This window comes from Lysinibacillus sp. RS11, assembly GCF_042019215.1.
Lineage (GTDB): Bacteria > Bacillota > Bacilli > Bacillales_A > Planococcaceae > Lysinibacillus > Lysinibacillus xylanilyticus_A.
In genome coordinates, this window is sequence record NZ_CP168124.1 from 948,447 (window position 1) to 974,763 (window position 26,317).

Here is a 26,317-nt window from a genome sequence, read left to right on the forward strand (position 1 = left end):
TAATCAATGATAGTAATAAAATATTACTATCATTTTTAAATACTATTATATATTTTGGAGGAGTTGACATGACCAATATTATGAATTCTTTTGGTTTTCTAAGTTTTAAGTTAGCGGAGGCTCTAGAGGAAAATCTCGAGACATATATTAGCGAAAAATATCAAATGAAATCCAGAGAAGTTGGAATAATGATTCTTGTAAAAGAAAAAAAACTTAGCCAAATTCAAATAGGGCAGATTTTAAAAATAGACAAAAACAGTGTCCGCTTTTTTATCGATGATCTAGAAGAAAGACAATATGTTTATAGAGAGAAAAATCAGGAAAATAGAAGAGAGAATCTAATATGCCTTACAGAACAGGGAGAAAATGTGGCAGAAGAATTATTGAAGATCCTTTCAATTGCTGAGAATGATGTTTTAGACGTACTTTCATTGGAAGAACAAGAGCAATTGAAACACATATTGAAAAAAGTATATGAAAATCGTTCGCCAAAATAAAAGGAGGTGGAAGCTATGTCACTATATCCTACGACTGAAAGAGAACCGAAATATTGGATTGGCGTGGTATCTCTTAATCATGTGCAAAAAGGGGTTGAGGGAGGATTCGGCCAGTTGTGTCATGGTAAAGAAAGACCTTTGAAACGAATGAAAAAAGGAGACTGGATTATATATTATTCTCCTAAAAACAGTTTAGATGGTAATGAACCTGTAAGAGCCTTTACCGCAATTGGAAGAATAAAAGACGAGCGAATATATGAGTTCCAAATGACAGAAAATTTTATTCCTTTTAGAAGAGATATAGACTTTTATAAAGATGCAAAGTCTGTACCGATAAAAAGGATCTTAGATTATTTAGAATTTGTAGAAGATAAATCGAAATATGGTTATAAATTCAGATTTGGTCATTTTGAAATAAGCAAAAAAGACTTTCTATTAATTGCTCATGAAATGGGATTGCCGTTGAAGTATGGATGAATTTAGTTGGATCAAAGCGTTACTTCTTAATGGCCATTAAGAAGTAACGTTTTTAAATTGTAACCAATCATTATTTAAGCAGGGTGTTAAGGTTAGTTACCAATACAGTCTTACGTAAATTGTTAGCAATGACAATGCCTAAGACAGCACCAATCGTACTGGATGTTAGAAAGGCTGGCATAAAAAATAATGCTGCCACGGATGTCCCCATTAATAAATGTGCATAGGGCACTGCAATGAGTGAGGCAATAATTCCTGTCCCGAATATTTCACCGACACCAGCTAGCCACATCTTGCCGCTATATTTATAGGCCAGAGATGCAAACAAAGCGCCAATGACACTACCAGGTATAGCTAATAATGAACCTGTGCCTGTTAAAATACGAATAATTGCTGTGACAAAGGCGACCATAACAGTAGGTACTGGTCCAAGAATGATAGCGCCAATAACATTAATGGCATGCTGTACAGGATAGGCACGCGCAATTCCCGTTGGTATTGAAACGAAGGTAGAACCTGCTACGGCAATTGCTACTAGTAGGGCCATGATTGTTAGTTTTCGAATTGACATAATTTACACTCCTTTGAAATATGAATTTAATCGTTAATACCGGTAAATTTGAAGTTCCGCCGGTAATGAAGAGAACTGCGCCGCTAAAACCGCGAGATGCGCCGGTAATCAAGAAAACTGCGCCGCTAAAACCATGAGATGCGCCGGTAACCAAGAGAACATCGCCGCTAAAACCATGAGATGCGCCGGTAACCAAGAGAACATCGCCGCTAAAACCATGAGATGCGCCGGTAATCAAGAAAAACTGCGCCGCTAAAACTATAAGTCCCACCGGTAACCTTGGATATAATGTTGCTAGATTGGCGAGCATTCTTAAGGTAAACTTACAAAAAAAGCCGCTTCCTAAAAAACAATAGGAAGCGGCCTTGCATTTACATATTAAAAAGCAAGTGTCGCCACTTCCCTCCGCTAGTGTGAACTAGATCAGGTTCAAAGGGTCCGTATTTGATAATATACGTCTCAGCCTTTTAAAGACTCCCCTAGTGGTAATAAAAAAATTTAATTTAATTCTATCTTATTACATAATAATGTAGCATACTACCAAAAATATTACTTTTCTGTCTATTTTGTATCAGGATGCAACAGGTGTGGTGCTTTTTTCATCGTCCAGATAAGGGCAAGGAAGAAGCAGGCCATTAAAATAATAGCTCCGAAAATATAAGGACTGTTCATATTCCAATCGAATAATATACCTGCTAATGCAGGACCAATCATATTACCGAGGCTCATATATGCATTGTTCAGACCAGCCGCAAAGCCTTGTTCCGTCTCAGCAAGCTTCGAAATCAATGTGTTGACAGCTGGGCGAATCAATGTCGTAGCTGTAGAGAAGACTGTCGCTACAACTAAAATAAGGGCAAAGCCAGACACAAATAAAATTAAGAAAATTGATATGGCTGCGATAAATAAATTGACTAACACTACTTTCATTTCGCCAAAGCGATTAAACAGTGGTGTAATAACAAACATTTGTACAACAACACCAAAAGCACCACCTACAACTAAGATAATAGCGATATCTGTAGGTGTGTAATTGAACTTTTCTGTAACAAATAACGATAATGTTGTTTGGAAGTTAGCAATTCCAAATGAAAATACCATCATAATAATTAGCATTACAAAGTAAGGCATATGTACTGAACGTACCATTTGCTTCCCAAGGTTATCTTGCTTCTGCATTTTTTGTGTTGTATTTGGCTTTTTAGAAGGTAATAAAAACAACGATAAAATTGATGCTAAAATAGCTGCAGTTCCAGCCGTATAGAATGGGAAATGTAAACTAACGTGAGATAAGAATCCGCCAATCCCTGGTCCGATCATAAAGCCTAGAGACATGGATGCCCCTAACATGCCCATTCCTTTACCACGTTCTTCATACGTTGTAACGTCTGCCACAAATGCCATGATAGGAGGTGCCACAAATGCGGAACCAAGGCCGCCTAAAAAGCGTGCCAAGAAGAGCATCCACACATCTGTAGAAAGCCCGAAACCAATTTGGGCAAGTCCTGTTACTATAAGACCGAAAATAATGAGATTTTTACGACCATATCGATCCGAAAGATTCCCAGCAATTGGAGAAAATACGAATTGAGCTAAGGCGAATGTTGCAATCAACATGCCAAGAATTTGTCCAGCGGCACCAAATAGTTTTAAATACTCAGGCATAACAGGAATAATAATTCCAATACTCCCCATTGCGATAAACATATTAAACATTAAAATATACAAAGCCGCCTTATTGGACTTCTGCTGGGTCATCGAATACCCCCTTCTTTAATCAAATATACTACAGTCTACCACAAGGCTTGTACCTTTGCTATTGACTAGAAGTCTGAAATAAGGGAATTGGCTACCGATCACCCTCGCTACTTTAGCCTTGGGAGGTATTTGTAGCTTCCTGAACGTTCACAGTCAACTGACTGCCAAGCTTTGAAGCAAACACTGATGGGGGAATAGCGAGTTTTTGGGCAAGACTGTTAGGCATATATTTTCATCTAAATTAGCAAAAAGCTGTTCTCAACGTTCGTAACGTGAGAACAGCTTTAACTTCTTTCAGCAGGAGTCGCCTACTTTTATAGGTGTTGGTATGAATACGAGGTTTAAGTTACTTTTCAGCGGGTGTCTAAACATCTGTACCTATCGCTACGCTTTCGTTACAGAAAACATTTGTAACTGCCGTTTCACTTTCGTTACAGAAAACATTTGCTGAAATAAGTTAAGCCTCCAGCCGATTCCTAACGCAATTATGCCGGGGCATAATTGATAGAGGTTATCGAATACTCATTTTAAATTCTAAAAACAGTTCATTGTATTTACCTAAATAATCAGGGCCTAAGTTTTTATAAACTTCTAATGTTTTACGTTGTTCTTCAGAAGGATAGAAACGCTCATCAGATACAACTTCCGGATCCATTAATTTCATTGCTGCAATATTTGGAGTAGAGTAGCCTACGAAATCAGCATTTTTAGCGCCTGTTTCGGCTTTCAGCATAAAGTTAATGAAGGCATGTGCACCATCAATATTTTTTGAAGTTTTCGGAATGACCATATTATCAAACCATAAGTTCGAACCTTCCTTTGGTACAGCAAAGTCTAGCTCTTCATTTTCTGACAACATGTCGGCTGCTTGCCCAGACCAAGTGAGTGCCACAGCTGCTTCATTATTAATCATTAGCGGAGTAATTTCATCCCCGATAATGGCTTTGACATTTGGTGCTAACGTAATGAGTTTATCAGTAGCTTCACGTAGCTCATGGTCATTTAAAGTATTAAGTGAATAACCAAGATTGTTTAAGCCCATACCGATTACCTCACGTGCGCCGTCTACTAAAAAGACTTTACGTTTTAACGAAGGGTCCCATAAGTCATCCCAAGATGAGAAGTCCAGATTGCCAACAAGCTTAGGATTATAGACAACGCCAACTGTGCCCCAGAAATATGGTACGGAATATGTGTTATCTTCATCAAATGGTAAGTCTAAAAAATAAGGATCGATATTTTTTATATTCGGGATTTTTGTTTTATCTAAAGGAATAAGTAAGTTTTCTTCCTTCATTTTTTCAATCATATATTCAGAAGGTATTGCAATATCGTAAGCCGTACCACCTTGTTTAATTTTTGTCATCATCGCTTCATTGGAATCAAATGTCTCGTAAATGACATGAATACCTGTTTCTTTTTCAAATTGCTTTAGCAAATCAGGATCAATATATTCTCCCCAGTTAAAGATCGTTAATGTATTTTTTCCACTTTTTCCACCACCAGCGCTCAAAGCATCGGCAGCGTAAAATAAAAGGGCGGAAACGACAAGTATAGCGATAGTAGCTTGAATTAATTGCTTCATTGTTGGCCCCCCGTTCTTTTACTAGCGCGGCTTGTGATGAAATAATAGCCAATTACGACGATCACTGTAACAAAGAATACTAAACCAGAAAGTGCATTAATAGTTAAGGAAATGCCGGCGCGAGCCATAGAGTAAATTTCAACAGATAATGTGCTGAAGCCGTTACCTGTCACGAAAAACGTTACCGCGAAATCATCTAGAGAATACGTTAAGGCAAGGAAGAACCCTGCAAAAATACCAGGCTTAATATACGGTAAAATAACACGCATCATGACATCTTTTTTCGTCGCCCCTAAATCTAATGCAGCGTCGATTAATGATTTATTCATTTCTAACAGTTTAGGTAAGACCATCAATACAACAATTGGAACACTAAATGCTACATGTGCTAATAACACAGAAGCAAAGCCTAGTTTAACTCCAATCATTGTAAATAAAATTAAAAAGCTTGCACCAATAATAACATCTGGGCTAACAATTAACACATTGTTTAAAGAAAGTAATGTATTACGCATTCTTGAATTTTTAACAGTGACAATGCCAATGGCTCCTAGCGTCCCAATGATTGTAGAAATCAATGCCGAAAGCAATGCCACGATTACTGTATTAATTAGAATAACAAGTAGACGAGAATCCTCAAAGACAGCTTTATAATGTTCTAACGTAAAGGACTCAAAATTATTCATTGATCCGCCACTATTGAATGAATAAAAGATTAAATAGAAGATAGGTGCATACAAGACGATAAAAACAATCGCTAAATACACTTTTGCTGATGCTGATAGTTTTTTCATCGTACGCGACCTCCTTTATCCTTTTGCCCTGTAATTAACATAATAATTACCATGAATAAAATTAAGAAAACGGCAATTGTTGAACCCATTCCCCAGTTTTGGGTAACCAGGAATTGTTGTTCAATAGCTGTACCAAGTGTAATGACACGGTTTCCTGCAATTAAACGAGTAATCATGAAGAGTGATAATGCAGGGATAAATACAACTTGAATCCCTGATTTTACACCGTCCATTGTTAGAGGCAACACAACACGACGGAATGTAGTAAAGGCAGATGCTCCTAAATCACGTGCCGCGTAGACAAGAGTTGGATTTAAACGATCTAATGAGTTGAAAATCGGTAAAATCATAAATGGAATAAAAATATAAACCGATACAAATACAAAACTAATGTCAGTAAATAGCATTTGCTTCGGATCAAAACCAAACACTTCGATAAATGCGTTGATCGGGCCGTACAAGCCGAAAATCCCGATAAAAGCATATGTTTTTAACAAAAGATTAATCCAAGAAGGAATAATAATTAGTAAAAGCCAAAGCTGCTTATGTTTTGTTTTAGTTAAAAAATAGGCTGTTGGATACGAAATAAGTAACGTAAAGAACGTAATTAAAAACGCATACCAGAATGAGCTTAATGTCATTTTTAAATAAACTGAAGTAAAGAACGCTTTATAGTTATCGAGCGTGAAATTGCCATGTATATCTAGTAGGGAATAGTAAACAACAAGTGCAATCGGGGCGATAACAAACAATGCAATCCATAAAACATATGGAAATAAAGCTGATTTAGATGTCTTAGTTTGCATCTTCGTCGTCTCCATACGCTTCTAAACGTTTATCGAACTCTTCTTCTGTCTCATTTAAACGCATAACATGAATGGCTTCTGGATCAAAGTCTAAGCCAATTTCTGTCCCTACTTCAGCTTTTTTCAATGAATGCACGAGCCACTCATTTCCTTCTTTGTCGTACGTGGATAATTCATAATGCACCCCGCGGAACAATTGAGTATCAACTTTTACAACAAGTTTGCCTTTTTCGATTGTTGTCATTTCTAAATCTTCTGGGCGAATGACAATATCAATTTTTTCGTTTGGTTTCATCCCTTGGTCGACACATTCAAAAACTTTACCGGCAAATTCTACTTTAAAATCTTCAATCATGACGCCAGGAACAATATTTGATTCTCCAATAAAATCAGCAACGAAGCGGTTAATTGGCTCATCATAAATATCTACTGGTGTACCTGATTGTTGAATTTCACCTTCGCTTAAGACAAATATCTCATCACTCATGGCAAGCGCTTCTTCTTGGTCATGTGTAACAAACACAAATGTTTTCCCAAGTCGTTGCTGTAATTCTCGTAGCTCATACTGCATTTCTGTACGTAGCTTTAAATCTAATGCAGAAAGAGGCTCATCTAGTAAAATTACTTCAGGATCATTGACAATCGCACGAGCAATAGCAACACGTTGACGTTGACCACCAGACATCTCAGAAATTTCACGATTACCATAGCCTGCTAGGTTTACGAATTTTAATGCCTCAGCAACACGATCTTTAATTTCACTTTCAGGAAGTTTTTTAATGCGAAGTCCAAATGCGACATTTTCAAAAACATTTAGATGAGGAAACAGCGCATAATCCTGAAAAACTGTGTTTACTTGGCGTTCATTTGCTGGCACTAAGTTGATTTTTTTATCGTGAAAATAGATATCTCCTGTCGTCGGTTCTGTAAAACCAGCAATAATACGTAAAATTGTTGTTTTACCACAACCAGAAGGACCTAGTAATGTGTAGAATTTTCCTTTTTCTAGCTCCAAGTTAATGTTTTTTAAGACGACCGTGCCGTCATTATAGGACTTTGAAACATTTTCAAAGCGGATAATTGAATTCGTTGTCATAGATGCGCCTCCTTAAGCTATAAATATGAATCCGTTGCGACGAGTAAAATTTTTGTTTCCGCAGCATGTGCGTTAAAAATTTGGTGATGATCTGTCGCATCAAAATAGAGAGCATTGCCTTCGCTTGCTATATACTGTTCATTCCCCAAAACGAGTCGAATGCGCCCTTTCACAACATAAATAAATGTTTCTGAGAGCGATGGCTCAAACTGTTTGAACTCGCCATCAGCAGCAAGTGTCAAGAATATTGGCTCCATCTCTTTTTCGTTTGATGTCGGAATAAGCCATTGGATTTCATATTTTTTTTCTTCGTCCGTATAAGTGGATTGATCTTCTTCTGTATATACAACCTTTTGTTCAGGTGCTTCATCATCGAAAAATTCCTTTGGTGTTGACCCTAAAACCTCTAATATTGAAAATAGCGTTTCAATGGAAGGAGAATTAAGATCACGTTCTAATTGTGAAATATACCCCTTACTTAAATCTGTACGTTCTCCAAGTTCCTCTTGGGTAAGACCTTTTTTTAAACGAAGCGCTTTAATTTTTGCTCCTATTTGCATCTTTTCCCTCCTAGAAGAAGTTTAGCAATCATAAACTTTTGAAATATGAAGTTTACTTTAACGAAACTTTTAGTTTACTAAAACCATTACAATTATACATAATAATGACGAATTTGCAATTGTTTTTTATGAAAAAAAGTAGATAAAATTTTTAGAAATTATACATAAATGATGCGTACAAAAATTTTGTTGATTCTAGAATAAAATTGTTAATAATAGCTAATAAATAGGCTGTAGTAGCCATTCCACTTGGGAAATTGACGAAAATTTGTCAGATAATTTCAAACTTGTACTTTAGTGAAGCTTACTTGTTTGAAAAACTACGATTACTCTGCTATCGTAGAAGACGAGTTCGCTGGTGCGGATGGAATATATACACTACATATTTAATCGGAGGGATTTATTATGGCAGAACGCATGGTAGGTAAACAAGCACCTAACTTTACAATGGAAGCAGTACTTCCAGACAAATCTTTTGGCAAAGTATCATTAGAAGACATGAAAGCACAAGACAAATGGACAGTTTTATTCTTCTATCCAATGGACTTCACTTTCGTATGTCCAACAGAAATCACTGCAATGAGCGATCGTTACGATGAGTTCGAAGACTTAGATGCAGAAGTAATCGGTGTTTCTACTGATACAATCCACACACACTTAGCTTGGATTAACACTGACCGCACAAAAAATGGTCTTGGTGAGTTAAAATATCCATTAGCAGCAGATACAAATCACCAAATTTCAAAGGAATATGGTGTATTAATTGAAGAAGAAGGTATCGCACTACGCGGCTTATTCATCATCAACCCAGAAGGCGAATTAAAATACCAAACTGTATTCGATAACAACATCGGCCGTGATGTAGATGAAACTTTACGTGTACTTCAAGCTTTACAAACTGGTGGTCTTTGCCCAGCAAACTGGCGTCCAGGTCAAGCAACTCTATAATTAACTTCTTTCAGTTACTGAATGACGCAATTATGCCGAGGCATAATTGATGTAGAGTTTTTTATGGCAGGCATTGAATTGAATTCGAGGCTTGGCGAAATTGATCATTCAAAAATAAAGAGTCCCCACAGCAAGTTTGTGGGGATTTTTAAACTTCATAGCAGAAAAGGAGGATATTATTATGAAACTTCGTGAACAAATGCCAGAACTTGTAGGTGCAACTACTTGGCTAAACGGTGAAGTAACAAAAGCGGACGTTGTAGGTGAAAAACCAACTTTAATTCATTTTTGGTCAGTTAGTTGCCATTTATGTAAAGAAGCAATGCCAGATGTGAACAATTTCCGTGATCAATATAAAGACGAGTTAAATGTTATCGCTGTGCATATGCCACGCTCTGAGGAAGATACAGATTTAGAGACAATCAAAGCTGTAGCAGCTGAGCATGATATCGTACAACCAATCTTTGTCGATAGCGAATTGAAGCTAACAGATGCATTTGAAAACCAATACGTACCTGCGTATTTCGTTTTCGATAAAGATGGTCAGCTTCGTCACATGCAAGCTGGTGGTAGCGGTATGAAAATGCTAGAAAAACGTGTGAATCGCGTTTTAGATGAAATGCGCAACGCATAAAAATAGCAGATTATGAGGCGGGGAGAAATAATTCCTCGTCTTTTTTATGTGAAAATACAATTTCACTGACCATTATGGTTGTGATGTGAACCGCTCGGATCCAGGCGTGATCTGAGCGAAAAAGGGATCAAGCCGATCGGATTCAGATGTCACCTGAGCATCCCGTTAAAGATGTCATTTCTTGACGAATAGTCGTTTGCTTTGACGATACATATAGCAGAGAATAAGTTACAATAATGGTATAGTAATTTTCGGAGGGGTTTTTAATGATGAAAAAAGAGTTTGCTGTCATTGGACTTGGACGTTTCGGAGGAAGCATTGTTCGGGAATTAATGAGTCAAGGCGCACAAGTTATGGCGATCGATCATTCCTCAGAGCGGGTGGACGAGTTTGCTTCAATTGCCACACAGGCCGTTATCGCAGATTCGACGGATGAATCGGTTTTAAATTCATTAGGTATTCGTAATTTTGAGCACGTTATCGTAGCGATTGGTGAAAATATTCAGGCAAGTATTTTGACGACCATTATTTTAAAAGAAATCGGTGTTCAGCAGATAACTGTAAAAGCTCAGAATGACTACCATGAAAAAGTACTACGCAAAATAGGTGCCGATTTTGTCGTTCATCCTGAGCGTGATATGGGGATACGTATTGCCAATAATATGTTGTCCAATACAGTGCTTGATTATTTAGAGCTTTCAGATGAACATTCAATTATGGAGATTAAGGCCAATGATACGATTGCAGGTTACTCCGTTATGGATTTAGATATTCGTGCAAAGTACGGGATTAATATTGTAGGTATTAAGCGTGGTGCAGATATTATCGTATCTCCGCAGGCGAGTGATAAAATTTTGCTAGGAGATATAATGCTTGTCATCGGTGCTGATGTAGATATTAATCGCTTTGTCAAAAAGGTATTGAATGGGTAAAAAAATGAATAAACGAAGATGGAAATTAGTCATATTTGCTGCGATTATACTTATTGTGTCTTTTACTTTGCAGTTTCGTGAGAAAAATGAGGAAGAGGCTATTTCACATATTTTAGATCAGGCAACAGAAATTGATGCCATTGAGCTATTAAAAGGAGAGCAATCCTTATATAGGACAACAGGTCAAGATGCAACAGCTTATAGTGAAAAAAATCCTCTAAGCCATGTCAAAAAACTAAGCAAAAAAGAAAGAGCGATATTTGAAGAAAAGCCAGTCTATCATATCGTCTACGATATTAAAGGTGAGCCTTTATATGAGGTCGATATTTTAAAGGTAGCGATTAGCTCGGAGCTAAGTGAAGAATTACAACAGATGGTTTTTAATGTTGGAGATCAGCAATATTTAATATACTGGACAAAAGAGAAAAAAGCACTTGAGCAATCAACAAATACGCAACGCTTGCTTGAACAATATGGAAAATAAAAAAGGGTAGTGGAACAGCAACCAAGCTGTCTTCACTACCTTTTCTTATGGTGAAGGAAACTATAGATTTTTTACCTGTTGATAACCTAGAGCATCGTCTAGGCTTGAAACGCTACATCCTTGAAGGCGCCTTGATCCCACTAGCACAAGTAGTGAGGCGCCTAGGAAACAATAGTAGTTTTTCCTTGAAGTGCACGTTCTTGCATTTCTACGTCAAACTCTTTTTCAGATTTTGAAACGACTACACAAGCTACGCCGTTACCAATTAAGTTTGTTACGGCACGTGCTTCTGACATGAAGCGATCAACACCAATTAGTAGCGCAATCCCTTCTACTGGAATTATTGGGAAAGCAGCAAGTGTCGCTGCTAATGTGATAAAACCAGATCCTGTTACACCAGCTGCACCTTTAGATGTAATCATTAATATCCCAAGAAGTGTAATGATTTGAACCCATGTCAATTCCATTCCGTATGCTTGTGCAATGAATAATGCAGCCATTGATAGATAGATGGAAGTTCCATCAAGATTGAAGGAATAACCTGTTGGTACTACTAATCCAACTACTTGCTTAGAACAACCGAAATTTTCCAATTTACGCATCATCGAAGGTAAAGCAGATTCAGATGATGATGTACCGATTACTAAGAAAATTTCCTCTTTAATATAAGCGATGAATTTGAAAATGTTAAAGCCGAAGAATTTTGCAATTGTGCCTAAAACAATGACTACGAATAAGAACATTGTAATATATACTGCCGCCATTAATAGACCTAAGTTACTTAACGATTTCAACCCAAAATTACCAATCGTATAGGCCATTGCACCAAATGCACCAATTGGTGATATTTTCATTACCATACTTACGATTTTGAAGAAAATTTCTGCCACTTGTTCAAAAAATGTAATGACAGGTTTTGCAGGTGCACCAATAGAGGCAGCTGCTAAGCCGAACAATATTGCAGAGAATAACACAGGAAGTAATTGTCCTGTTGCAAGCGCACCTACTACGTTTTCAGGAATAATGCTAGAGATGAAAGCACCTAAGCCTTGCTCAGTCTCTGAGGCAGCCGTAGTATATTTTGAAATGTCAGTTTCGGCAGCACCTGATGTATCTAATCCTGTACCTGGGCTAACAATCATTGCAACAGCAATCCCGATCGCTAAGGCAATAGTAGAGACAATCTCGAAGTACAGCAACGCCTTACCTCCGATTTTCCCAACTTTTTTCATATCTCCCATACTACCGATTCCGATTACAACTGTTAAGAAGATAATTGGAGCAATTAACATTTTTATTAACTTAATGAATAAGTCTGCTAAAATTTTAAGGCTTGCACCAAACTCAGGGAAGATAGCTCCGACAATAATCCCTAAAATGATTGCAGCTATAACTTGAAAAGTCAAATTTTTCAGTAATTTCATTTTATGCTACCTCTTTTCTAAATTTTCTTTTTGATATCGTTTTCACTAGAATTATCATAGCGAATCTTTTTTAAAAAAAGAGATTTAGAAAATAAGAAACATATCGTTCATTAAGTATATTTTTTCAATAAATTAAAAGAAATGTAGTGTTCTCAATTATTTTAACTGTTATGGTACTCCTAAAATAATATATTATTGTTATAATACAAAAATAATAAATGATAGAAAATTTTGTTTTATAGCATTTTTTTGTAATATTGTTCATTAAGTTCATGATTTTCATTTACTTATGTCAACTAAAAGTGTTGTCAAAAGAATTTTTTGAAGATAATCTTAAAAGCATATCAATCATTAGTAGAAGTGTGTATGCTAGTGCAAATGTAGATGGGAAAGGAAGGAATCTTTAAATGATGAAAATGCCCGTAAACGGCAAAATACTGTTAGTGACATTTTTAATCATTGTATTCTCCTTTTTACTTGGTGGCATTTTTGTGCTTGGTAATCTATTAACTGAGCAAGAAAAGGATTATGGTCAGCGTGCTATGCTCGTTGCAGGGACTGTATCGAATGTGCCAGAGATTAGTATACATTTGAAAAATGACAATATTAAAGAAGCGGCGAAAAATGTCAATAAAATTGTAGATGGTATTCGTGTTGTTAATAAAGCAGAGTATATTGTTGTGATGAATATGGATCGTATTAAACTATCACATCCCGTCAGTAAAGAAATAGGGAAACGTAGTGAATCACAGGATTTAAATGCTGCCTTTAGTGAGCATTATTATGTATCGAAGGCGCAAGGAGAAGCCGGTGTCATGATTCGAGCTTTTGTCCCTATCATTGATGATCACAAAGAACAAGTTGGCGTTGTTGTTGTAGGATATGCACTACCAACTTTTAAGGAAATATTGCAAAATTATGAGCATGACATTGGTATTACTATTCTCATATCGCTTGTTTTTAGTATTTGGGGTGCATACACACTTGGTCGACATATTAAAAAGCAAATGTTTGGGCTAGAACCTCATGAGATTGCCAAAATGTATGTAGAACGAACAGAAACGTTCAATGCTATGCATGAAGGCATTATAGCGGTTGATAAGGAAATGAATATTACAATTTTTAATGAAAAAGCAGCTGATATATTAGGTGTTACTAGAAAGATAGAGGAGTGTATCGGTGAAAAGATTTACGATGTTTTGCCTGACACACGATTGCCTGAAATTGTTGAAACGGCAACGCCTGTATACAATCAAGAGTTATACATAAATCATCATAGTATTTTGAGTAATCGAGTTCCGATTATTGTAAATGGTGAGTTAGTCGGTGCCGTTGCCATGTTTAAAGATTTAACAGCGGTGAAAAAGCTGGCGGAAGAGGTAACAGGTGTTAAAGCTTTTGTTCAAGCACTACGCGTACAAACACATGAGCATAAAAATAAACTTCATACGATTGCAGGGCTTCTACAACTGGGACATACGAAGCAAGCACTTGAATATGTGACAGCTACTACCGAAAATGAAGCCTCGTTAACGAAGTTTTTGAATGAACGCTTTCATAATGAAAATATTTCAGGATTATTGCTAAGTAAAGTTAGTTATGGCAAGGAATTAGGCATACAAGTAGAAATTGATCGAAAAAGTCATTTTAAACGTTTTCCACCTCTATTAGATCATCACGATTTTGTTGTCCTGTTAGGGAATTTAATTGAAAATGCTTTTGAAGCGTTAAATGTTCTTTCCAAGGAGGATAAATATGTAGCGATTTCTGTAGATGAGCATGACGATGTGTTAGCAATTGCTGTCACTGATAATGGAATTGGAATGTCTGAAGAGGTGCAAGCACGTATGTTTGAAAATGGATTTTCTACGAAGGCAAGTGAGAATCGTGGAATTGGCTTGCATTTAATACATGAAATTGTTAGGAAAGGCAATGGCGATATCGAGGTAGTAAGTGAATTTATGAAAGGGACAAGTTTCTTAATCTTATTTGAGTTAGGAGGAGAATAGATGGATGTAATTAAAGTGTTATTAATTGAAGATGATCCGATGGTACGAGAAGTGAACAGGCAATTTATTGAACAAATAAATGGATTTTCGCTAGTAGGCTATGCTAGTAATGGAATTGAGGGTATTGAAAAGATTAAGCAATTACAGCCAGAGCTTGTCTTTATGGATGTTTTTATGCCTGAGCAGGATGGCATTATTACGCTAGGGAAAATACGGGAGGAACATCTTCCGGTTGATGTTATTGCTGTGACCGCAGCTAATGATATGCCAACCGTGCAACGGATTTTACACTTAGGTGTCTATGATTATATTATGAAACCTTTTACGTTTGAACGAATTGAGCAAACTTTAATGAATTATCAAGCGTATAAAAAGAAAATAGGTGACATGCAAGATCTAACCCAACATGACGTTGATCATCTAATGCAGCAGCGCATACCAGATCAAATAGTTGTTCCTCCAGTCACCGAAACCATTATCATTAACGAGCTACCAAAGGGTTTTAACCGAGCAACATTAGATAAGGTACTTTCCTATATTCATGAAAGTAATGTTGCGGTGTCAGCAGAAGAAGTGTCCACATACATTGGAACAGCCCGTGTAACAGCTCGACGTTATTTAGATTTTTTAGAAAAGCAAAATTTATTAAAGGTGGATATCCAGTATGGAAGTGTGGGACGTCCTATCCATCGATATTATATTTAGATAATGAGCGTACCTATGAGTATCAAATTAAGGTGTGCTTTTTTCTTGATGTCGATATTCTTAAAAAGTTGGGCGATAAAGCGCCGAAAAGTCTCGATAAATCTCTCAATATTGCTTCTTGTTGTTTGCTTGAAAAATTAGGTATGTAAAAAGTACAGGTGTTAGAAAGATTCGGTCATGAACAAACTGTATACGAATTGATATGAAGTAGTATAGACAAAACGGAAGATATGATTGATTTCAAAACTTATGGGGAGTAGGTTTAGACATGTTTAACGTTCGAAAAGAATCGCTATTTAAATTTTTGAAAATTCTTTTTCCAACAGTACTTTTAGCGATAGCTATTTTTGAAATTCAACAAACGGTAAGTGGGATAGATGTTCATTTACTTCGGAAAGAAGTGAATGAATTACAGTTGTGGGAGCTCTTATTGATTCTTTTCATCACCTTCAGTGCTATTACACCGATGCTTTTTTATGATGTTATTTTAGTGAAAATATTGGGCATCAAAATAAATAACCGTATTTTGCTGAACCATTCATTTATCGTGAATACATTCTCAAATCTTATTGGCTTTGGTGGCCTAGTAGGTGTATTTCTGCGTAATTATTTCTATTCAAAATATAAAGAGGACAAGGAAGACTTGTTAAAAAGTATTGCCTCCGTAACACTCTTTTATTTAACAGGGATTTCTCTGTTAGCTTGGATCATGTATATATTCTTTTGGGACTTCCCGTTGCTGAAAGAAGTACGATGGTTATCGATTGCAGTCATTATTGTCAGCTTATATGTTCCGGCTTTTATTGTTATGCGCATTATTCGCTATAAAAAAGCGAATTCTTTAAATCCAAAGGTATCTCTTCAATTGATGATCACTTCAGTAGCTGAATGGCTTGCTATCTTTTTAGTTATTTGGATATTAACTTTAATTTTAAAGATACCGATAGAATTATCCGCTTTAATTCCAATATTTTTAATTGCTTCCTGTGCGGGAATAGTCAGTATGATTCCTGGTGGAGTTGGCTCATTTGACCTTGTTTTTTTGTGGGGGACTCAAAATTTAGGAATTGCTGATGAAAAAGTGCTTTTTTTATTAATTTTGTACCGGGTTGGCTACTTTGTGCTTCCATTTTTAGTTTCCTCAATCTTGTTTATAAAAGAATATTGGAATCGTTGGAATCAATCATGGGAAGACTTGCCGAATATTATTTTTCAAAAGCTTAGCCATATGTTGTTAACAGTATTAGTATTTATCTCTGGCATTGTGTTATTACTATCAGCGGCGGTACCTGGTATTTTAAGTAGACTAAAAATAACTCAGGAATTTTTATCCTCGCCAATCATGAATATCTCTCATCAATTGACTGTTGCAGCAGGCTTTATTCTCTTAGGATTATGTAGGGGGATTAAATATAAAGTAACAAGGGCATATCAGTTTACCATCATTGTGTTAATTAGTTCCGCACTGTTTTCAATTTTTAAGGGCTTTGACTATGAAGAAGCTATTTTTTTAGTGATTGTCACAGTGCTGTTAATTGCGTCAAAAAAACAATTTTACCGTGAAAGTTATGTATTAACATGGGGGATAGCTTTGTTTGACCTTGCTGTAGTGACAATCATTACAGTGATGTATTTATTGATTGGTTATGTGAACTTACCTACTTCTATCATTCATATTCCAGTTGCTCTACAGGACTATATTATTACAGATTACCGAGATCTATTTCATAGTGCTTTAATGGGTATCCTAATAGCAATTTTCATTTTTTATATAGGTTATTTTATCCGTGCGCCTAAGAATATGGAAATGCTTTCGTCTAGTGAGCAAGAAGATGCAATCAAAAATCATTTGATGACTTATAAAGGGACGGAGTATTCACATTTGATTTTTTTACATGATAAATTTGTGCATTGGAATAAAAAAGGTACCGTTTTATTTTCTTATCAAATATTTGCTGATAAGATCGTAGTGCTTGGAGATCCAGTAGGGGAAGAAGCTGATTTTTTATCTGCTATTCAGGAATTTTTAGAATTGGCGGATAAGCATAGTTATAGACCTGTCTTTTATGAAATTAATAATAAAATTTTCTCTTCATTACATGAGAATGGGTATAGTTTTTTTAAGCTTGGCGAGGAAGCATTTGTTGATTTAGAAAAGTTTACACTTGCCGGTAAGGGAATGAAGGGAAGTCGCGCGATAAAAAATAAATTTGAACGAGAAAATTTTACTGTGGAATTTATATGCCCTCCATACTCACAGGAAGTTATGAATGAATTGGAACAAGTATCAACGAAATGGTTGCAAGGAAGGGCTGAAAAGGGTTTTTCTCTTGGCTTTTTTGATGAACGCTATTTAAGTACTTCAAACATTGCTGTATTACGTGGAGCAGAAGGAATTATTGGCTTTGCCAGTATCATGCCCATGTACGATAATGGCGAAAGCATATCAGTAGATCTCATGCGTTTTAAACCGGGAGCACCATCTGGCACGATGGATTTCATTTTTTTATCACTATTTGAATGGGCAAAAGCAGAAGGCTATCGCGTTTTCAATATAGGGATGTCGCCATTGTCAAACGTCGGACAGTCTAGGTTTTCCTTTTTAAGTGAAAAAATTGCAGCACAAATATTTTTACATGGGCACTACCTCTATCATTTTAAAGGATTAAAAAACTTTAAATTAAAATATGCAGATTTTTGGGTGCCAAAGTATGTAGGGTATCGAAAGAAATCTTCATTGCCGTTTACAATGGCACAAATCACGCTATTAATTGGCAAAAAGAGGGGATAGATAGCCGAATCAAATTTTAAGGCGCCTGTGCTGCCAGTATAATTAAATGCATTGGTCGCACCTAGCTTAAACTGAAGTATTCGCTCGGCCAATCGAAAAAAGATGCATTGCAAAATTACTTTGCGATGCATCTTTTTTCGATTGGATTTTTATCGTCGGATGAATGGACATCCAATGAAGGTAGAACCGTGGACATCGCTGATAAAAGAACCTCAGAATCGCCGATAAACCCTGGACATCGCTGATAACCCCCAGACATCGCTGATAAAAGAGCCGGAATCGCTGATAAACCTCAAACATCGCCGGTAAACGATGATTTTATTTTTCACCCACTTAAATGCAGGACTAAATGAGCTGAATGCCCCCAATCGGAACGGAAATTAACCCCCGTTATGGTGATGAGCCTTTATTATGACAAATAGTGGTGATAGTACTTGAAAAATATTTAATGGCCTTTATTACAATGTGTAAAAATTGTAAATTTATATTTGATTTTCCATTAGTGCTTTGTCATAATAGAGAAAATTTTAGTTGTGAGGTGAGTGGTGATAATTAATAGGGGTGTTAGACTTTACGAGATTCAGAAACCCTTCTTTTTAGAAGAGAGGTTAATAGTAAAAGTTGAAACTTATTAGGGGGAGGGAGCAGTTTGCGTGTTCCAAAGAAATTAACAGTAGGTGATGAGATACGAGTTATTGCACCTAGTCGTAGCGCAGCAATCATAACAGAAGAAGGCGCTGAGCAAACAAAGAAAAAACTTGAAGACTTAGGCTTTACGGTATCTTATGGGCGTCATATTTTTGAGTGTGATCTTCAACAATCATCCTCAATTGAGCATCGAGTTTCTGATATTCATGATGCCTTCCAAGATAATCATGTGAAGGCTGTCTTAACAGTCATTGGTGGTTTTAACTGTAATGAGATATTACCCTATTTAGATTACGACATGATAGCAAATAACCCCAAAATACTTTGTGGTTTCAGTGATATCACAGCTTTAGCAACCGCAATTACAAAAAAATGTGGATTTGTTACGTATTCGGGGCCACATTTTTCTAGCTTTAAAATGGAACAGGCACAAGACTATCAGCTATCATATTTTCAAAAATGTCTAATGGGAAATAAACCATATACGATAAAAGCATCAGGCATATGGAGTGATGATGCTGGGTATTTAGATCAACAGAATCGTCATTTTGAAACGGCTAACTGGAAGGTGTACTCTGACGGAGAAGCAAGTGGGCAATTATTTGGCGGAAATTTATGTACATTAAATCTACTTCAAGGTACCCCGTATATGCCTGATTTATCGAATAGTATTTTATTTTTAGAGGATGATGAACTAGTTACTCCAGAAATATTTGCCCGTGATTTTACCTCATTATTACAAGCTACTACTAATATTAAAGGTATTGCGATAGGGCGCTTTCAAAGAGCTTCTAAAATGACAGAGGAACAACTGCATTTTATGTTAGATAAACATCCAACTTTAAGAAGAATTCCAGTTATCTATGATGTGGATTTTGGACATACACAGCCGATCTTTACATTTCCTATTGGTGGAGAAATTCAAATGAATACGAATGAATTAATGATACATGTTACTAAATTTTAGATCGAAAGGGGACAACAAAAATGTTTATAAGGGAAGCAAGAATAGAAGATGCTGAACAGATCATGGCTGTTATAAAAAATGCGGAAGAGTCTAATTTTATGTTATTCGGGCCAGGCGAACGACAATTCGAAGCTGAACAATTTACTAGATTTATTGAGAATATTTACAAAAACAGTCATTCAGCATTATTTATAGCTGAAATAGATCAGAGAGTGGTCGGTTATTTAATTGTTCAAGGGAGTACACCAGCTAGACTTTCACATCGAGCCTATATTGTTGTTGGCATTCATAGTGATTATAGAGGAAGAAAAATTGGCACTGCATTATTTGGCCACTTAGACAATTGGGCAAAAGAGAAGGGTATGCATCGCTTGGAACTTACAGTAATGGTGAATAATATTGCAGGTATAGCCTTATATAAAAAAATGGGGTTTGAAGTTGAGGGGACTAAAAGACATTCCCTATATGTTGATGATGAATATATGGATGAATATTACATGTCGAAATTATTGAACGTTTAAGAAACACAAGTCGATTTAAAAGTACTACGCATGAAATTGTAAAAAAATGTCTATTGTGCGAGGCATGATTGTAAACTAAATAAGGAGAGCCTTTTTGATTTTTCAACAAGGCTCAATCTTTGCAAAATAATCATTGTCAATAATAGCATACATTTTCACATTTTGATGATTACCCTTAACAAACATACTTTTTCGTAACAGACCCTCATAAAGCATACCCGATTTTTCCATTACTTTTTGAGAACCGATATTTTCCTCAAAGCACCGTGCTTGGATTCGAGCTAACTGTAATTCGTTAAATCCATAATCAATTAATTTTTTTGCTGCTTCAGTCATCATTCCCTGATTCCAATATTCTTCAGAAAGAACGTAGCCGATCTCCGCAAATTTATGCTGGTCATTAATTGAAACAAAGTCGATCGTGCCAATCAATTTCTGCTCATATTCAATGCCCCATAATAGGTGTTTGCCTTGTTTATACCCGTTTAAAATTAATTCAATAAACTCTTTTGTATCGTCAAAACTTTTATGTGGCTCCCAGGTAACAAAGCGTGCTACATTTTCGCTGGAAGCATAATTAAACATGGCTCCTACATCATTCAGAGTAATTGGTCTTAATGTTAGTCTTGTTGTTTTTAAAACAGGTATTGTTTGTTTAAAAACGTTGTCACTCACAAAACTCCCCCTTTATTTGTGAAAGCATTTTAGTGTATTTTATTATGGATCATCACCATAACGTGTGGTTGATTTCCGTTCCAACTGGGCGCTTTGTTGCTGACGCTTCGCTTTCGCACAGATAAAACATTTGCCGCTGACGCTTCGCTTTCGCGCAGAGCAGAGCTTCCTGGGGGCGTCCGATGAGCCGCTTCACTCGCGTTGCTCGCTCCAGGGTCTCGGGCCTACACGATGTAGGTCACGAAGGCGTTATCACAGGACGTGATGCTCTTAGCCTTCGTTCCTCTACCGCTAATCCCCAAGGAGTCGCCCAGTCTCCACTCCAATCAACTAATATACAAAGCATACGTCTTAACAAATGTCATCCACAACTTTTGGTGATGAGCCTTTATTATAACAAGATTTGTAAATTATTGTTAAGCTTTTTAATTAGATATTAAGAGAGGGGGGCCTAACTCACGGAGTCATAAAAATTATAAATAATGTAGTTTGTATAAATGACGATAATGCTCCGTCAAAATAAGAAAAAAGGGCCCCCTTCAAAGAGAGCCCTTATTTTACAAGTTATTATTAATTTTCTTCAAAATCTTTTCGGTTTTTCTTTAACATTTTAGATAACATTTCATAGACGATTGGTACAACTACTAATGTTAATAATGTTGAAGATAGTAAACCACCGATTACGGTAATCGCTAGGTCTTTTGAAATTAGACCACTGCCACCACCGCCGAATGCCATTGGGATCATCGCACCGATTGTTGCAATGGCCGTCATTAGAATAGGGCGTAAACGAGTTGCACCTGCTTCTAAAATAGCCTCGCGCATAACGAGTCCGTCGCGTTCCATATGGATAATGCGGTCTACTAATACGATGGCATTTGTCACAACGATACCAATCAGCATTAATAGTCCCATCATAACAGAAACAGAAATTGTTTGATCTGTGACGAACAAGCCAACAAATGCACCAATTACTGCGAATGGTAGTGAGAACAGAATAGCGAATGGTGCTAAACCTTCACCGAATGTTACGACTAGAATGAAGTAAACGATAGCGATTGCAGCTAACATAGCAATTCCAAGCTGTGTAAATGTTTCTTGCATATCTGCAGCCACACCTGAAACCCCAGTCGTTACACCTTTAGGTAAATCTAATTTATCAATCTTTTCATCAGCAGCAGAAGTTGCTTTTGAAATATCGTCTTCAGTAATCGTACCAGAAACGGTTGCGTAATATTCGCCTTTAGAGCGAGCTAAAGAGTTAAGCGTAGTGCCTTCTTCTACCTTGACTAATTCACCAATTGTCATTGTTGTGCCTAAAGCTGTCTTGATTTCAGTAGCTAATACATCATCAAGAGATGTAGCTGCTGCCTTTGCTTCACGTTGTACAATGACATCAATATCTTCACCATCATACTTGACTGAAGTTAAAACTTCTGATGATGTATTTGCGTTCAAGGCCATTACGATTTGAGCGGTAGTTAAACCATATTGTAGAACATTCTTTTGATCTACTTTTAAAACATGCTCAACATATGGATCTTCATTATTAGATTTAATGTCTTCTAAGCCATCAACTTCTTTTAATGCACCTTCAACTTGTTTCACTGCATCACGAAGCTTATCTAAGTCCTCGCTATATAATGAGTAACTTACTTCATTTGAAGACGTAGACGCTGACGAGAAGTTTTGAGATTTCCATTCTCCTGATTGACCAAGGTTAGCTATATAGTCTTCTACTTCTTTTTTTGCTTTAGGGAAGTCTTCCATATCTGGATCAAAGATGAGGTACATTAATGCACCGCCAGCACCGCCGCCCATCATCATTGCAGAAGGATCAACATTCTTTGGATCATTGATAGAGACTTGCAAAATATCTATGTCTTCGCGTTTCATTAATTCTTTTTCTACTTGTGCAACATTTGCTTCTGTATCTTTCATTAGCTCGCCTGTAGCAGGTGTATATGATAAGTACATAACCTTTTCTTCTTGAGAGCCCATGAAACTAAAGCCGATGAGTGGTGTTAAAGCAAGAGAACCAACAAGCATTAATATCGCTATAACAGATGTAATGATTTTATGGTTTAATGTCTTTTCTAGTACACCTTTATACCAAGTAGCTAGTTTACCAACTTCTTTATGCTGACTTTCTTTTTTCTCACCGTATAATTTTTTACGGAATAAGAAGTGAGATAAAGCAGGAACAATTGTAATCGCCACGATTAGAGAAGCCCCTAGAGCAAATGACATTGTTAATGCAAACGGCATGAATAATTCACCAACCATACCACTAACAAAAATTAATGGAGCGAAAACTGCTACAGTTACTAATGTAGAAGAAAGGATTGGTTTGAACATTTCAATTGTGGCTTCGCGAATAAGGGCGCGACCTGTTAGTTTTTCATCTTTTAAATGGATGCGTCGATATATATTTTCAACAACTACAATGGAGTCATCAATTACACGACCAATCGCCACGGTAATCGCACCGAGGGTCATAATGTTTAATGTGATATCCATCCAGTTTAATAGTAGCAAGGCCATGAATATTGAAACTGGGATTGAGATAATCGAAATAATTGTTGATTTGAAATCACGTAAGAATAGTAAAATAATTAGTACGGCAATGGCACCACCGAATACTGCTTTTTCAATCATTGTGAAGACTGAATCTTCAATCGGAGCACCTTGGTCAAGTGAAATATCTACTTTTAAACCGTCTATTAATTTTTCTTCTTCTTTAATTAAGTCTTTTACTGCATTCACGACTGTTACGGTATTGGCATCTTGGTCTTTAACGATTTGAATGGCAATCGCATCTTTACCATTTGTACGTGACACAGATTGTACTTTACCTTTTACTTCAATCGTTGCGATATCACCTAAGCGAACGAATGGGGAAGGGTTTGTAGCTGAAGGCGTGACTGGGATTAATAAGTCTTTTAATTCATCTACAGATTTAACTTTACCGTCTACCGAAACCGCTTGTTCACCGACAGTAAATTGATATAAACCAAGTGACAGTGACATATCGCTTGCTTGAATCATTTGCTCGACAGATTCCTCTGTTAAGCCGAGAGCAGCCATTTTCTTTTCGTCATATTTAAATGACACTTCATTAATGTGCTGACCATTGATAGTTGCAGAAGCAACACCATCAATTTTTTCAATTTTAGGAAGTAAAATGTCTTCTACTGTTGACGTCAACTCAACAATATCTTCCTCAGAGCTACTTACTGATAATGCCACAACAGGCATCATATTCATGCTAATCGCCATAATTGTAGGCTTTTGAGCACCTTCAGGTAATTTTATATTATCTAAAGCGGACTCTAATTGGCGCTTTTTCTCATCCATATCAATGCCGTAGTCGTATTCAACTTGAACTTGTGCTACGTTAGAAGAGGATGTTGAGTATACGGCCTTCACATCTTCTAAACTTTCAATTGATTTTTCAAATGGAATGGAAAGTTCATTCATCACCTGTTCAGGGGTTGCACCAGGGTAAACACCCATAACAATTAAATAAGGTATGGAAATATCAGGTATAGATTCCATTTTCATTTTTGTGCCTGAATAAATACCAGAGACAGTGATGATAATTGTTAATAGCCACACTGCCAATTTGTTTTTCAATACGAAATTAACTAAACCTTTCACCTTTACACCTACCCTTTATTGACTTACTAATTTCAATTATTTATACTAATGACTAATTGGTCACTTGTCAATGAAATACATTAGGAGAGAATTAAAAGTATGTTAAAAAAGCAACTAATTATGGAGAAAGCATTAGAGTTATTCTCAGAACAAGGCTTTGAATCTACATCTGTACAGCAAATTACAGAACGGTGTGGAATTTCAAAAGGAGCATTTTATTTATCTTTTAAAACAAAGGACGAGCTTCTTGTTTCGATGGTAGAGTATTATCTACAGCAATTCGTTACCGAAATTGACCAAGTAGTCAGAGGTTCGCTTAGTAAAGATGTTATATTAGTCGAGTTTTACAAAAGTATTTTTCAAGCGTTTAAAAAACATTCTGCATCTGCCCGTGTGTTTTTTAATGAAAAAGTACTTCTTACCAAAAAAGAGTTGTTTCAAAAAATAAGTGCTTATGACGCCGAGATGTCAAAGTCAATCATTTATATGCTTGAACAGCTTTATCGGGATGAACTCCACAAGACAAAATATGATGTTATGTACTGCATTAAAGGATTTATGAAGAGTTATGCAGAACTTTTTATTTTTTCCGATATACCATTAGATTTAGATCAATTGGCTAAATCTTTAGCGGAAAAGACGGACATTATTGCACGGCATACAACGATTCCGTTTATCACGGAAGATCTTGTTCAATTAACAGCAAAACCATGTAATGAAGAAGTTACAAAGGAATCTTTGTTAGAATTAATTGATCAACACCTAAGTGGCTTAGAGGAGTCAATTGAACGTGACTCTCTTGAATTGTTAAAATTTCAAATTGACGATCTAACCTATAGCAAAGCAATTGTAAAAGGTTTAATCGAAAATATACGCTTACGGCCGGAGCATAGATGGGTTGCTTATATGTTAAAAAAATTTTTTAAGATTTAACTAAAGGGAATGAATTGTTCACTAACGGGGTGAACAATTCATTTTTTGATTGGGAGTAACTGTAGGGCTTCCATTGAACTGTTAAAAGGTTTTTGAATCCATAATAATCGTTCAAGGAAATTCGTGATGTCATTCGGTAGAGCTAATTCTTCTTGCCAAGGCTTTTCTTTGCTAGTGGAAGGCTTGTAGCTTGAGTACAGTAAAAATAATAAAAAATGACCAACAAAATATAAATCACTAATATGATTTTCAGCTTGCTTTGGGTTATCGATTAAAGTGAAATCTACATTTTTTTTAAAAGTAGCAAGGCCGAAATCAATGATATACAATTGTTGATTGGCAAATAAAATATTGGGGATGCGTAAATCTCGATGTACTATGCTATTTTCATGTAAAACAACTACTTGTTGTAATAATTGTTTAGTGATTAAAAGTGATTGAGAGATTGTAAATATTTGGCCTTCATCAAAAATGAGCTGTTCAAATGTTCGGCCGTTGATATAATCCATGATAAAAAAAGGTATATCTTGAATAGTACCTGTCAATTGAATAGACGGAATACTAGGCATTGATAAACGTTGAAGAATTTCAATTTCCTGCATAAACTTATTTTTCGTCTTTTGATGACGTCGATGTTTTAATCGTAGGCATTTTAAAACAAAAAGCTTTTTCGTGGATTTTTCCTCTATTAAATATGTTCGACCGTACGAACCGAAACCAAGAAGTTTAACGAAAGAGAAATTTTGCTGCGCTGCTATATATTGTTGAACTTCTTGATCGAAATGTTTTTCGGATAATTTATTCCACCACATTAGCTACTGAAGAAACTCATTGAACTAAAG

The 26,317-nt window shown here is 36.3% G+C and carries 24 protein-coding genes and 1 riboswitch; of the genes, 12 read left to right on the top strand and 12 right to left on the bottom strand.

The features are described from left to right. Positions 1 to 68 precede the first annotated feature (68 nt). Together AB9L17_RS04600 and AB9L17_RS04605 are read left to right on the top strand one after the other, a co-directional pair. Positions 69 to 497, top strand: coding sequence for a MarR family winged helix-turn-helix transcriptional regulator (locus AB9L17_RS04600; RefSeq protein ID WP_068983335.1), 429 nt, complete (start codon positions 69 to 71; stop codon positions 495 to 497). 15 nt (positions 498 to 512) lie between these two features. Continuing rightward, the gene (locus AB9L17_RS04605; RefSeq protein WP_068983334.1) at positions 513 to 974 is read left to right on the top strand and encodes an EVE domain-containing protein; all 462 of its coding nucleotides are present in this window, start codon (positions 513 to 515) and stop codon (positions 972 to 974) included. Positions 975 to 1,044: 70 nt separating this feature from the next. On the opposite strand, the gene thiW is transcribed toward AB9L17_RS04605, so the two are convergent. The 7 genes from thiW to AB9L17_RS04640 all read right to left on the bottom strand — a co-directional run bounded on the left by thiW (position 1,045) and on the right by AB9L17_RS04640 (position 8,144). Then, positions 1,045 to 1,545, bottom strand: coding sequence for an energy coupling factor transporter S component ThiW (gene thiW / locus AB9L17_RS04610; protein ID WP_223552818.1), 501 nt, complete (start codon positions 1,543 to 1,545; stop codon positions 1,045 to 1,047). A gap of 383 nt (positions 1,546 to 1,928) precedes the next feature. Continuing rightward, positions 1,929 to 2,036: riboswitch (TPP riboswitch) on the bottom strand. 70 nt (positions 2,037 to 2,106) lie between these two features. After that, positions 2,107 to 3,303 carry an MFS transporter gene (locus AB9L17_RS04615; protein ID WP_068983331.1) on the bottom strand — a complete coding sequence of 399 codons (1,197 nt, stop codon included), beginning with the start codon at positions 3,301 to 3,303 and terminating at the stop codon, positions 2,107 to 2,109. Positions 3,304 to 3,814: 511 nt separating this feature from the next. Beyond that, positions 3,815 to 4,888 (bottom strand): ABC transporter substrate-binding protein, encoded by a 1,074-nt coding sequence (locus AB9L17_RS04620; RefSeq protein ID WP_068983330.1) that lies wholly within the window; start codon positions 4,886 to 4,888, stop codon positions 3,815 to 3,817. Beyond that, positions 4,885 to 5,682 (bottom strand): ABC transporter permease, encoded by a 798-nt coding sequence (locus AB9L17_RS04625; RefSeq protein ID WP_068983329.1) that lies wholly within the window; start codon positions 5,680 to 5,682, stop codon positions 4,885 to 4,887. The genes AB9L17_RS04620 and AB9L17_RS04625 overlap by 4 nt, the downstream gene beginning before the upstream one ends. Next, positions 5,679 to 6,488, bottom strand: a complete 810-nt coding sequence (locus tag AB9L17_RS04630; protein WP_068983328.1) for an ABC transporter permease — start codon at positions 6,486 to 6,488, stop codon at positions 5,679 to 5,681. Before AB9L17_RS04630 ends, AB9L17_RS04625 begins: the two co-directional genes overlap by 4 nt. Beyond that, positions 6,478 to 7,584, bottom strand: a complete 1,107-nt coding sequence (locus tag AB9L17_RS04635) for an ABC transporter ATP-binding protein (RefSeq protein ID WP_068983327.1) — start codon at positions 7,582 to 7,584, stop codon at positions 6,478 to 6,480. Before AB9L17_RS04635 ends, AB9L17_RS04630 begins: the two co-directional genes overlap by 11 nt. Positions 7,585 to 7,601: 17 nt before the next feature. After that, on the bottom strand, positions 7,602 to 8,144 hold the full coding sequence (locus AB9L17_RS04640; RefSeq protein WP_068983326.1) for a helix-turn-helix domain-containing protein: 543 nt from the start codon (positions 8,142 to 8,144) through the stop codon (positions 7,602 to 7,604). 405 nt (positions 8,145 to 8,549) lie between these two features. Here AB9L17_RS04640 and AB9L17_RS04645 point away from each other — a divergent pair, with 405 nt between their 5' ends. The 4 genes from AB9L17_RS04645 (at position 8,550) to AB9L17_RS04660 (ending at position 11,142) form a co-directional block, all read left to right on the top strand. Then, positions 8,550 to 9,092, top strand: a complete 543-nt coding sequence (locus AB9L17_RS04645) for a peroxiredoxin (protein ID WP_068983325.1) — start codon at positions 8,550 to 8,552, stop codon at positions 9,090 to 9,092. A gap of 181 nt (positions 9,093 to 9,273) precedes the next feature. After that, positions 9,274 to 9,726 (top strand): TlpA family protein disulfide reductase, encoded by a 453-nt coding sequence (locus AB9L17_RS04650; RefSeq protein WP_068983324.1) that lies wholly within the window; start codon positions 9,274 to 9,276, stop codon positions 9,724 to 9,726. A gap of 269 nt (positions 9,727 to 9,995) precedes the next feature. Beyond that, complete coding sequence (locus tag AB9L17_RS04655) at positions 9,996 to 10,658, top strand: potassium channel family protein (RefSeq protein WP_068983505.1); 663 nt, start codon at positions 9,996 to 9,998, stop codon at positions 10,656 to 10,658. 4 nt (positions 10,659 to 10,662) lie between these two features. Continuing rightward, on the top strand, positions 10,663 to 11,142 hold the full coding sequence (locus AB9L17_RS04660; protein WP_223552816.1) for a hypothetical protein: 480 nt from the start codon (positions 10,663 to 10,665) through the stop codon (positions 11,140 to 11,142). A gap of 161 nt (positions 11,143 to 11,303) precedes the next feature. Here AB9L17_RS04660 and AB9L17_RS04665 read toward each other — a convergent pair whose 3' ends face one another. Continuing rightward, positions 11,304 to 12,566: a dicarboxylate/amino acid:cation symporter gene (locus tag AB9L17_RS04665; protein WP_068983322.1), complete on the bottom strand. Its 1,263-nt coding sequence runs from the start codon at positions 12,564 to 12,566 to the stop codon at positions 11,304 to 11,306. 407 nt (positions 12,567 to 12,973) lie between these two features. On the opposite strand from AB9L17_RS04665, the gene AB9L17_RS04670 reads away from it, so the two are divergent. The 5 genes from AB9L17_RS04670 (at position 12,974) to AB9L17_RS04690 (ending at position 20,207) form a co-directional block, all read left to right on the top strand. Then, positions 12,974 to 14,575 carry an ATP-binding protein gene (locus tag AB9L17_RS04670; RefSeq protein WP_375200149.1) on the top strand — a complete coding sequence of 534 codons (1,602 nt, stop codon included), beginning with the start codon at positions 12,974 to 12,976 and terminating at the stop codon, positions 14,573 to 14,575. Beyond that, positions 14,576 to 15,280, top strand: coding sequence for a response regulator (locus AB9L17_RS04675; protein ID WP_068983320.1), 705 nt, complete (start codon positions 14,576 to 14,578; stop codon positions 15,278 to 15,280). Between the two features lie 268 nt (positions 15,281 to 15,548). Next, a complete protein-coding gene (gene mprF, locus AB9L17_RS04680) occupies positions 15,549 to 18,071 on the top strand; it encodes a bifunctional lysylphosphatidylglycerol flippase/synthetase MprF (protein WP_375200150.1) in 2,523 nt (840 codons plus the stop codon). Between the two features lie 649 nt (positions 18,072 to 18,720). Further along, on the top strand, positions 18,721 to 19,686 hold the full coding sequence (locus tag AB9L17_RS04685) for a S66 family peptidase (protein WP_375200151.1): 966 nt from the start codon (positions 18,721 to 18,723) through the stop codon (positions 19,684 to 19,686). 20 nt (positions 19,687 to 19,706) lie between these two features. Continuing rightward, on the top strand, positions 19,707 to 20,207 hold the full coding sequence (locus AB9L17_RS04690; protein WP_375200152.1) for a GNAT family N-acetyltransferase: 501 nt from the start codon (positions 19,707 to 19,709) through the stop codon (positions 20,205 to 20,207). A gap of 102 nt (positions 20,208 to 20,309) precedes the next feature. Here the strand turns inward: AB9L17_RS04690 and AB9L17_RS04695 are convergent, their stop codons facing one another. The 3 genes from AB9L17_RS04695 to AB9L17_RS04705 all read right to left on the bottom strand — a co-directional run bounded on the left by AB9L17_RS04695 (position 20,310) and on the right by AB9L17_RS04705 (position 24,542). Next, complete coding sequence (locus tag AB9L17_RS04695) at positions 20,310 to 20,882, bottom strand: GNAT family N-acetyltransferase (protein ID WP_068983316.1); 573 nt, start codon at positions 20,880 to 20,882, stop codon at positions 20,310 to 20,312. A 52-nt stretch (positions 20,883 to 20,934) separates the two neighbouring features. Next, entirely contained in the window at positions 20,935 to 21,078 is a 144-nt protein-coding gene (locus AB9L17_RS04700; protein WP_375200153.1) for a hypothetical protein, read from the bottom strand. Positions 21,079 to 21,452: 374 nt separating this feature from the next. Then, complete coding sequence (locus AB9L17_RS04705) at positions 21,453 to 24,542, bottom strand: efflux RND transporter permease subunit (RefSeq protein WP_375200154.1); 3,090 nt, start codon at positions 24,540 to 24,542, stop codon at positions 21,453 to 21,455. Between the two features lie 99 nt (positions 24,543 to 24,641). On the opposite strand from AB9L17_RS04705, the gene AB9L17_RS04710 reads away from it, so the two are divergent. Beyond that, the gene (locus tag AB9L17_RS04710; protein ID WP_068983314.1) at positions 24,642 to 25,475 is read left to right on the top strand and encodes a TetR/AcrR family transcriptional regulator; all 834 of its coding nucleotides are present in this window, start codon (positions 24,642 to 24,644) and stop codon (positions 25,473 to 25,475) included. A gap of 38 nt (positions 25,476 to 25,513) precedes the next feature. On the opposite strand, the gene AB9L17_RS04715 is transcribed toward AB9L17_RS04710, so the two are convergent. After that, complete coding sequence (locus AB9L17_RS04715) at positions 25,514 to 26,287, bottom strand: protein kinase domain-containing protein (RefSeq protein ID WP_223552805.1); 774 nt, start codon at positions 26,285 to 26,287, stop codon at positions 25,514 to 25,516. Between the last annotated feature and the right edge of the window lie 30 nt (positions 26,288 to 26,317).

Excerpts from the sequence above, each read along its gene's own strand:
- AB9L17_RS04600 (WP_068983335.1), top strand. The coding sequence starts at position 69 with ATGACCAATATTATGAATTCTTTTGGTTTTCTAAGTTTTAAGTTAGCG.
- AB9L17_RS04605 (WP_068983334.1), top strand. The coding sequence starts at position 513 with ATGTCACTATATCCTACGACTGAAAGAGAACCGAAATATTGGATTGGC.
- thiW (WP_223552818.1), bottom strand. The coding sequence starts at position 1,545 with ATGTCAATTCGAAAACTAACAATCATGGCCCTACTAGTAGCAATTGCC.
- AB9L17_RS04615 (WP_068983331.1), bottom strand. The coding sequence starts at position 3,303 with ATGACCCAGCAGAAGTCCAATAAGGCGGCTTTGTATATTTTAATGTTT.
- AB9L17_RS04620 (WP_068983330.1), bottom strand. The coding sequence starts at position 4,888 with ATGAAGCAATTAATTCAAGCTACTATCGCTATACTTGTCGTTTCCGCC.
- AB9L17_RS04625 (WP_068983329.1), bottom strand. The coding sequence starts at position 5,682 with ATGAAAAAACTATCAGCATCAGCAAAAGTGTATTTAGCGATTGTTTTT.
- AB9L17_RS04630 (WP_068983328.1), bottom strand. The coding sequence starts at position 6,488 with ATGCAAACTAAGACATCTAAATCAGCTTTATTTCCATATGTTTTATGG.
- AB9L17_RS04635 (WP_068983327.1), bottom strand. The coding sequence starts at position 7,584 with ATGACAACGAATTCAATTATCCGCTTTGAAAATGTTTCAAAGTCCTAT.
- AB9L17_RS04640 (WP_068983326.1), bottom strand. The coding sequence starts at position 8,144 with ATGCAAATAGGAGCAAAAATTAAAGCGCTTCGTTTAAAAAAAGGTCTT.
- AB9L17_RS04645 (WP_068983325.1), top strand. The coding sequence starts at position 8,550 with ATGGCAGAACGCATGGTAGGTAAACAAGCACCTAACTTTACAATGGAA.
- AB9L17_RS04650 (WP_068983324.1), top strand. The coding sequence starts at position 9,274 with ATGAAACTTCGTGAACAAATGCCAGAACTTGTAGGTGCAACTACTTGG.
- AB9L17_RS04655 (WP_068983505.1), top strand. The coding sequence starts at position 9,996 with ATGAAAAAAGAGTTTGCTGTCATTGGACTTGGACGTTTCGGAGGAAGC.
- AB9L17_RS04660 (WP_223552816.1), top strand. The coding sequence starts at position 10,663 with ATGAATAAACGAAGATGGAAATTAGTCATATTTGCTGCGATTATACTT.
- AB9L17_RS04665 (WP_068983322.1), bottom strand. The coding sequence starts at position 12,566 with ATGAAATTACTGAAAAATTTGACTTTTCAAGTTATAGCTGCAATCATT.
- AB9L17_RS04670 (WP_375200149.1), top strand. The coding sequence starts at position 12,974 with ATGATGAAAATGCCCGTAAACGGCAAAATACTGTTAGTGACATTTTTA.
- AB9L17_RS04675 (WP_068983320.1), top strand. The coding sequence starts at position 14,576 with ATGGATGTAATTAAAGTGTTATTAATTGAAGATGATCCGATGGTACGA.
- mprF (WP_375200150.1), top strand. The coding sequence starts at position 15,549 with ATGTTTAACGTTCGAAAAGAATCGCTATTTAAATTTTTGAAAATTCTT.
- AB9L17_RS04690 (WP_375200152.1), top strand. The coding sequence starts at position 19,707 with ATGTTTATAAGGGAAGCAAGAATAGAAGATGCTGAACAGATCATGGCT.
- AB9L17_RS04710 (WP_068983314.1), top strand. The coding sequence starts at position 24,642 with ATGTTAAAAAAGCAACTAATTATGGAGAAAGCATTAGAGTTATTCTCA.
- AB9L17_RS04715 (WP_223552805.1), bottom strand. The coding sequence starts at position 26,287 with ATGTGGTGGAATAAATTATCCGAAAAACATTTCGATCAAGAAGTTCAA.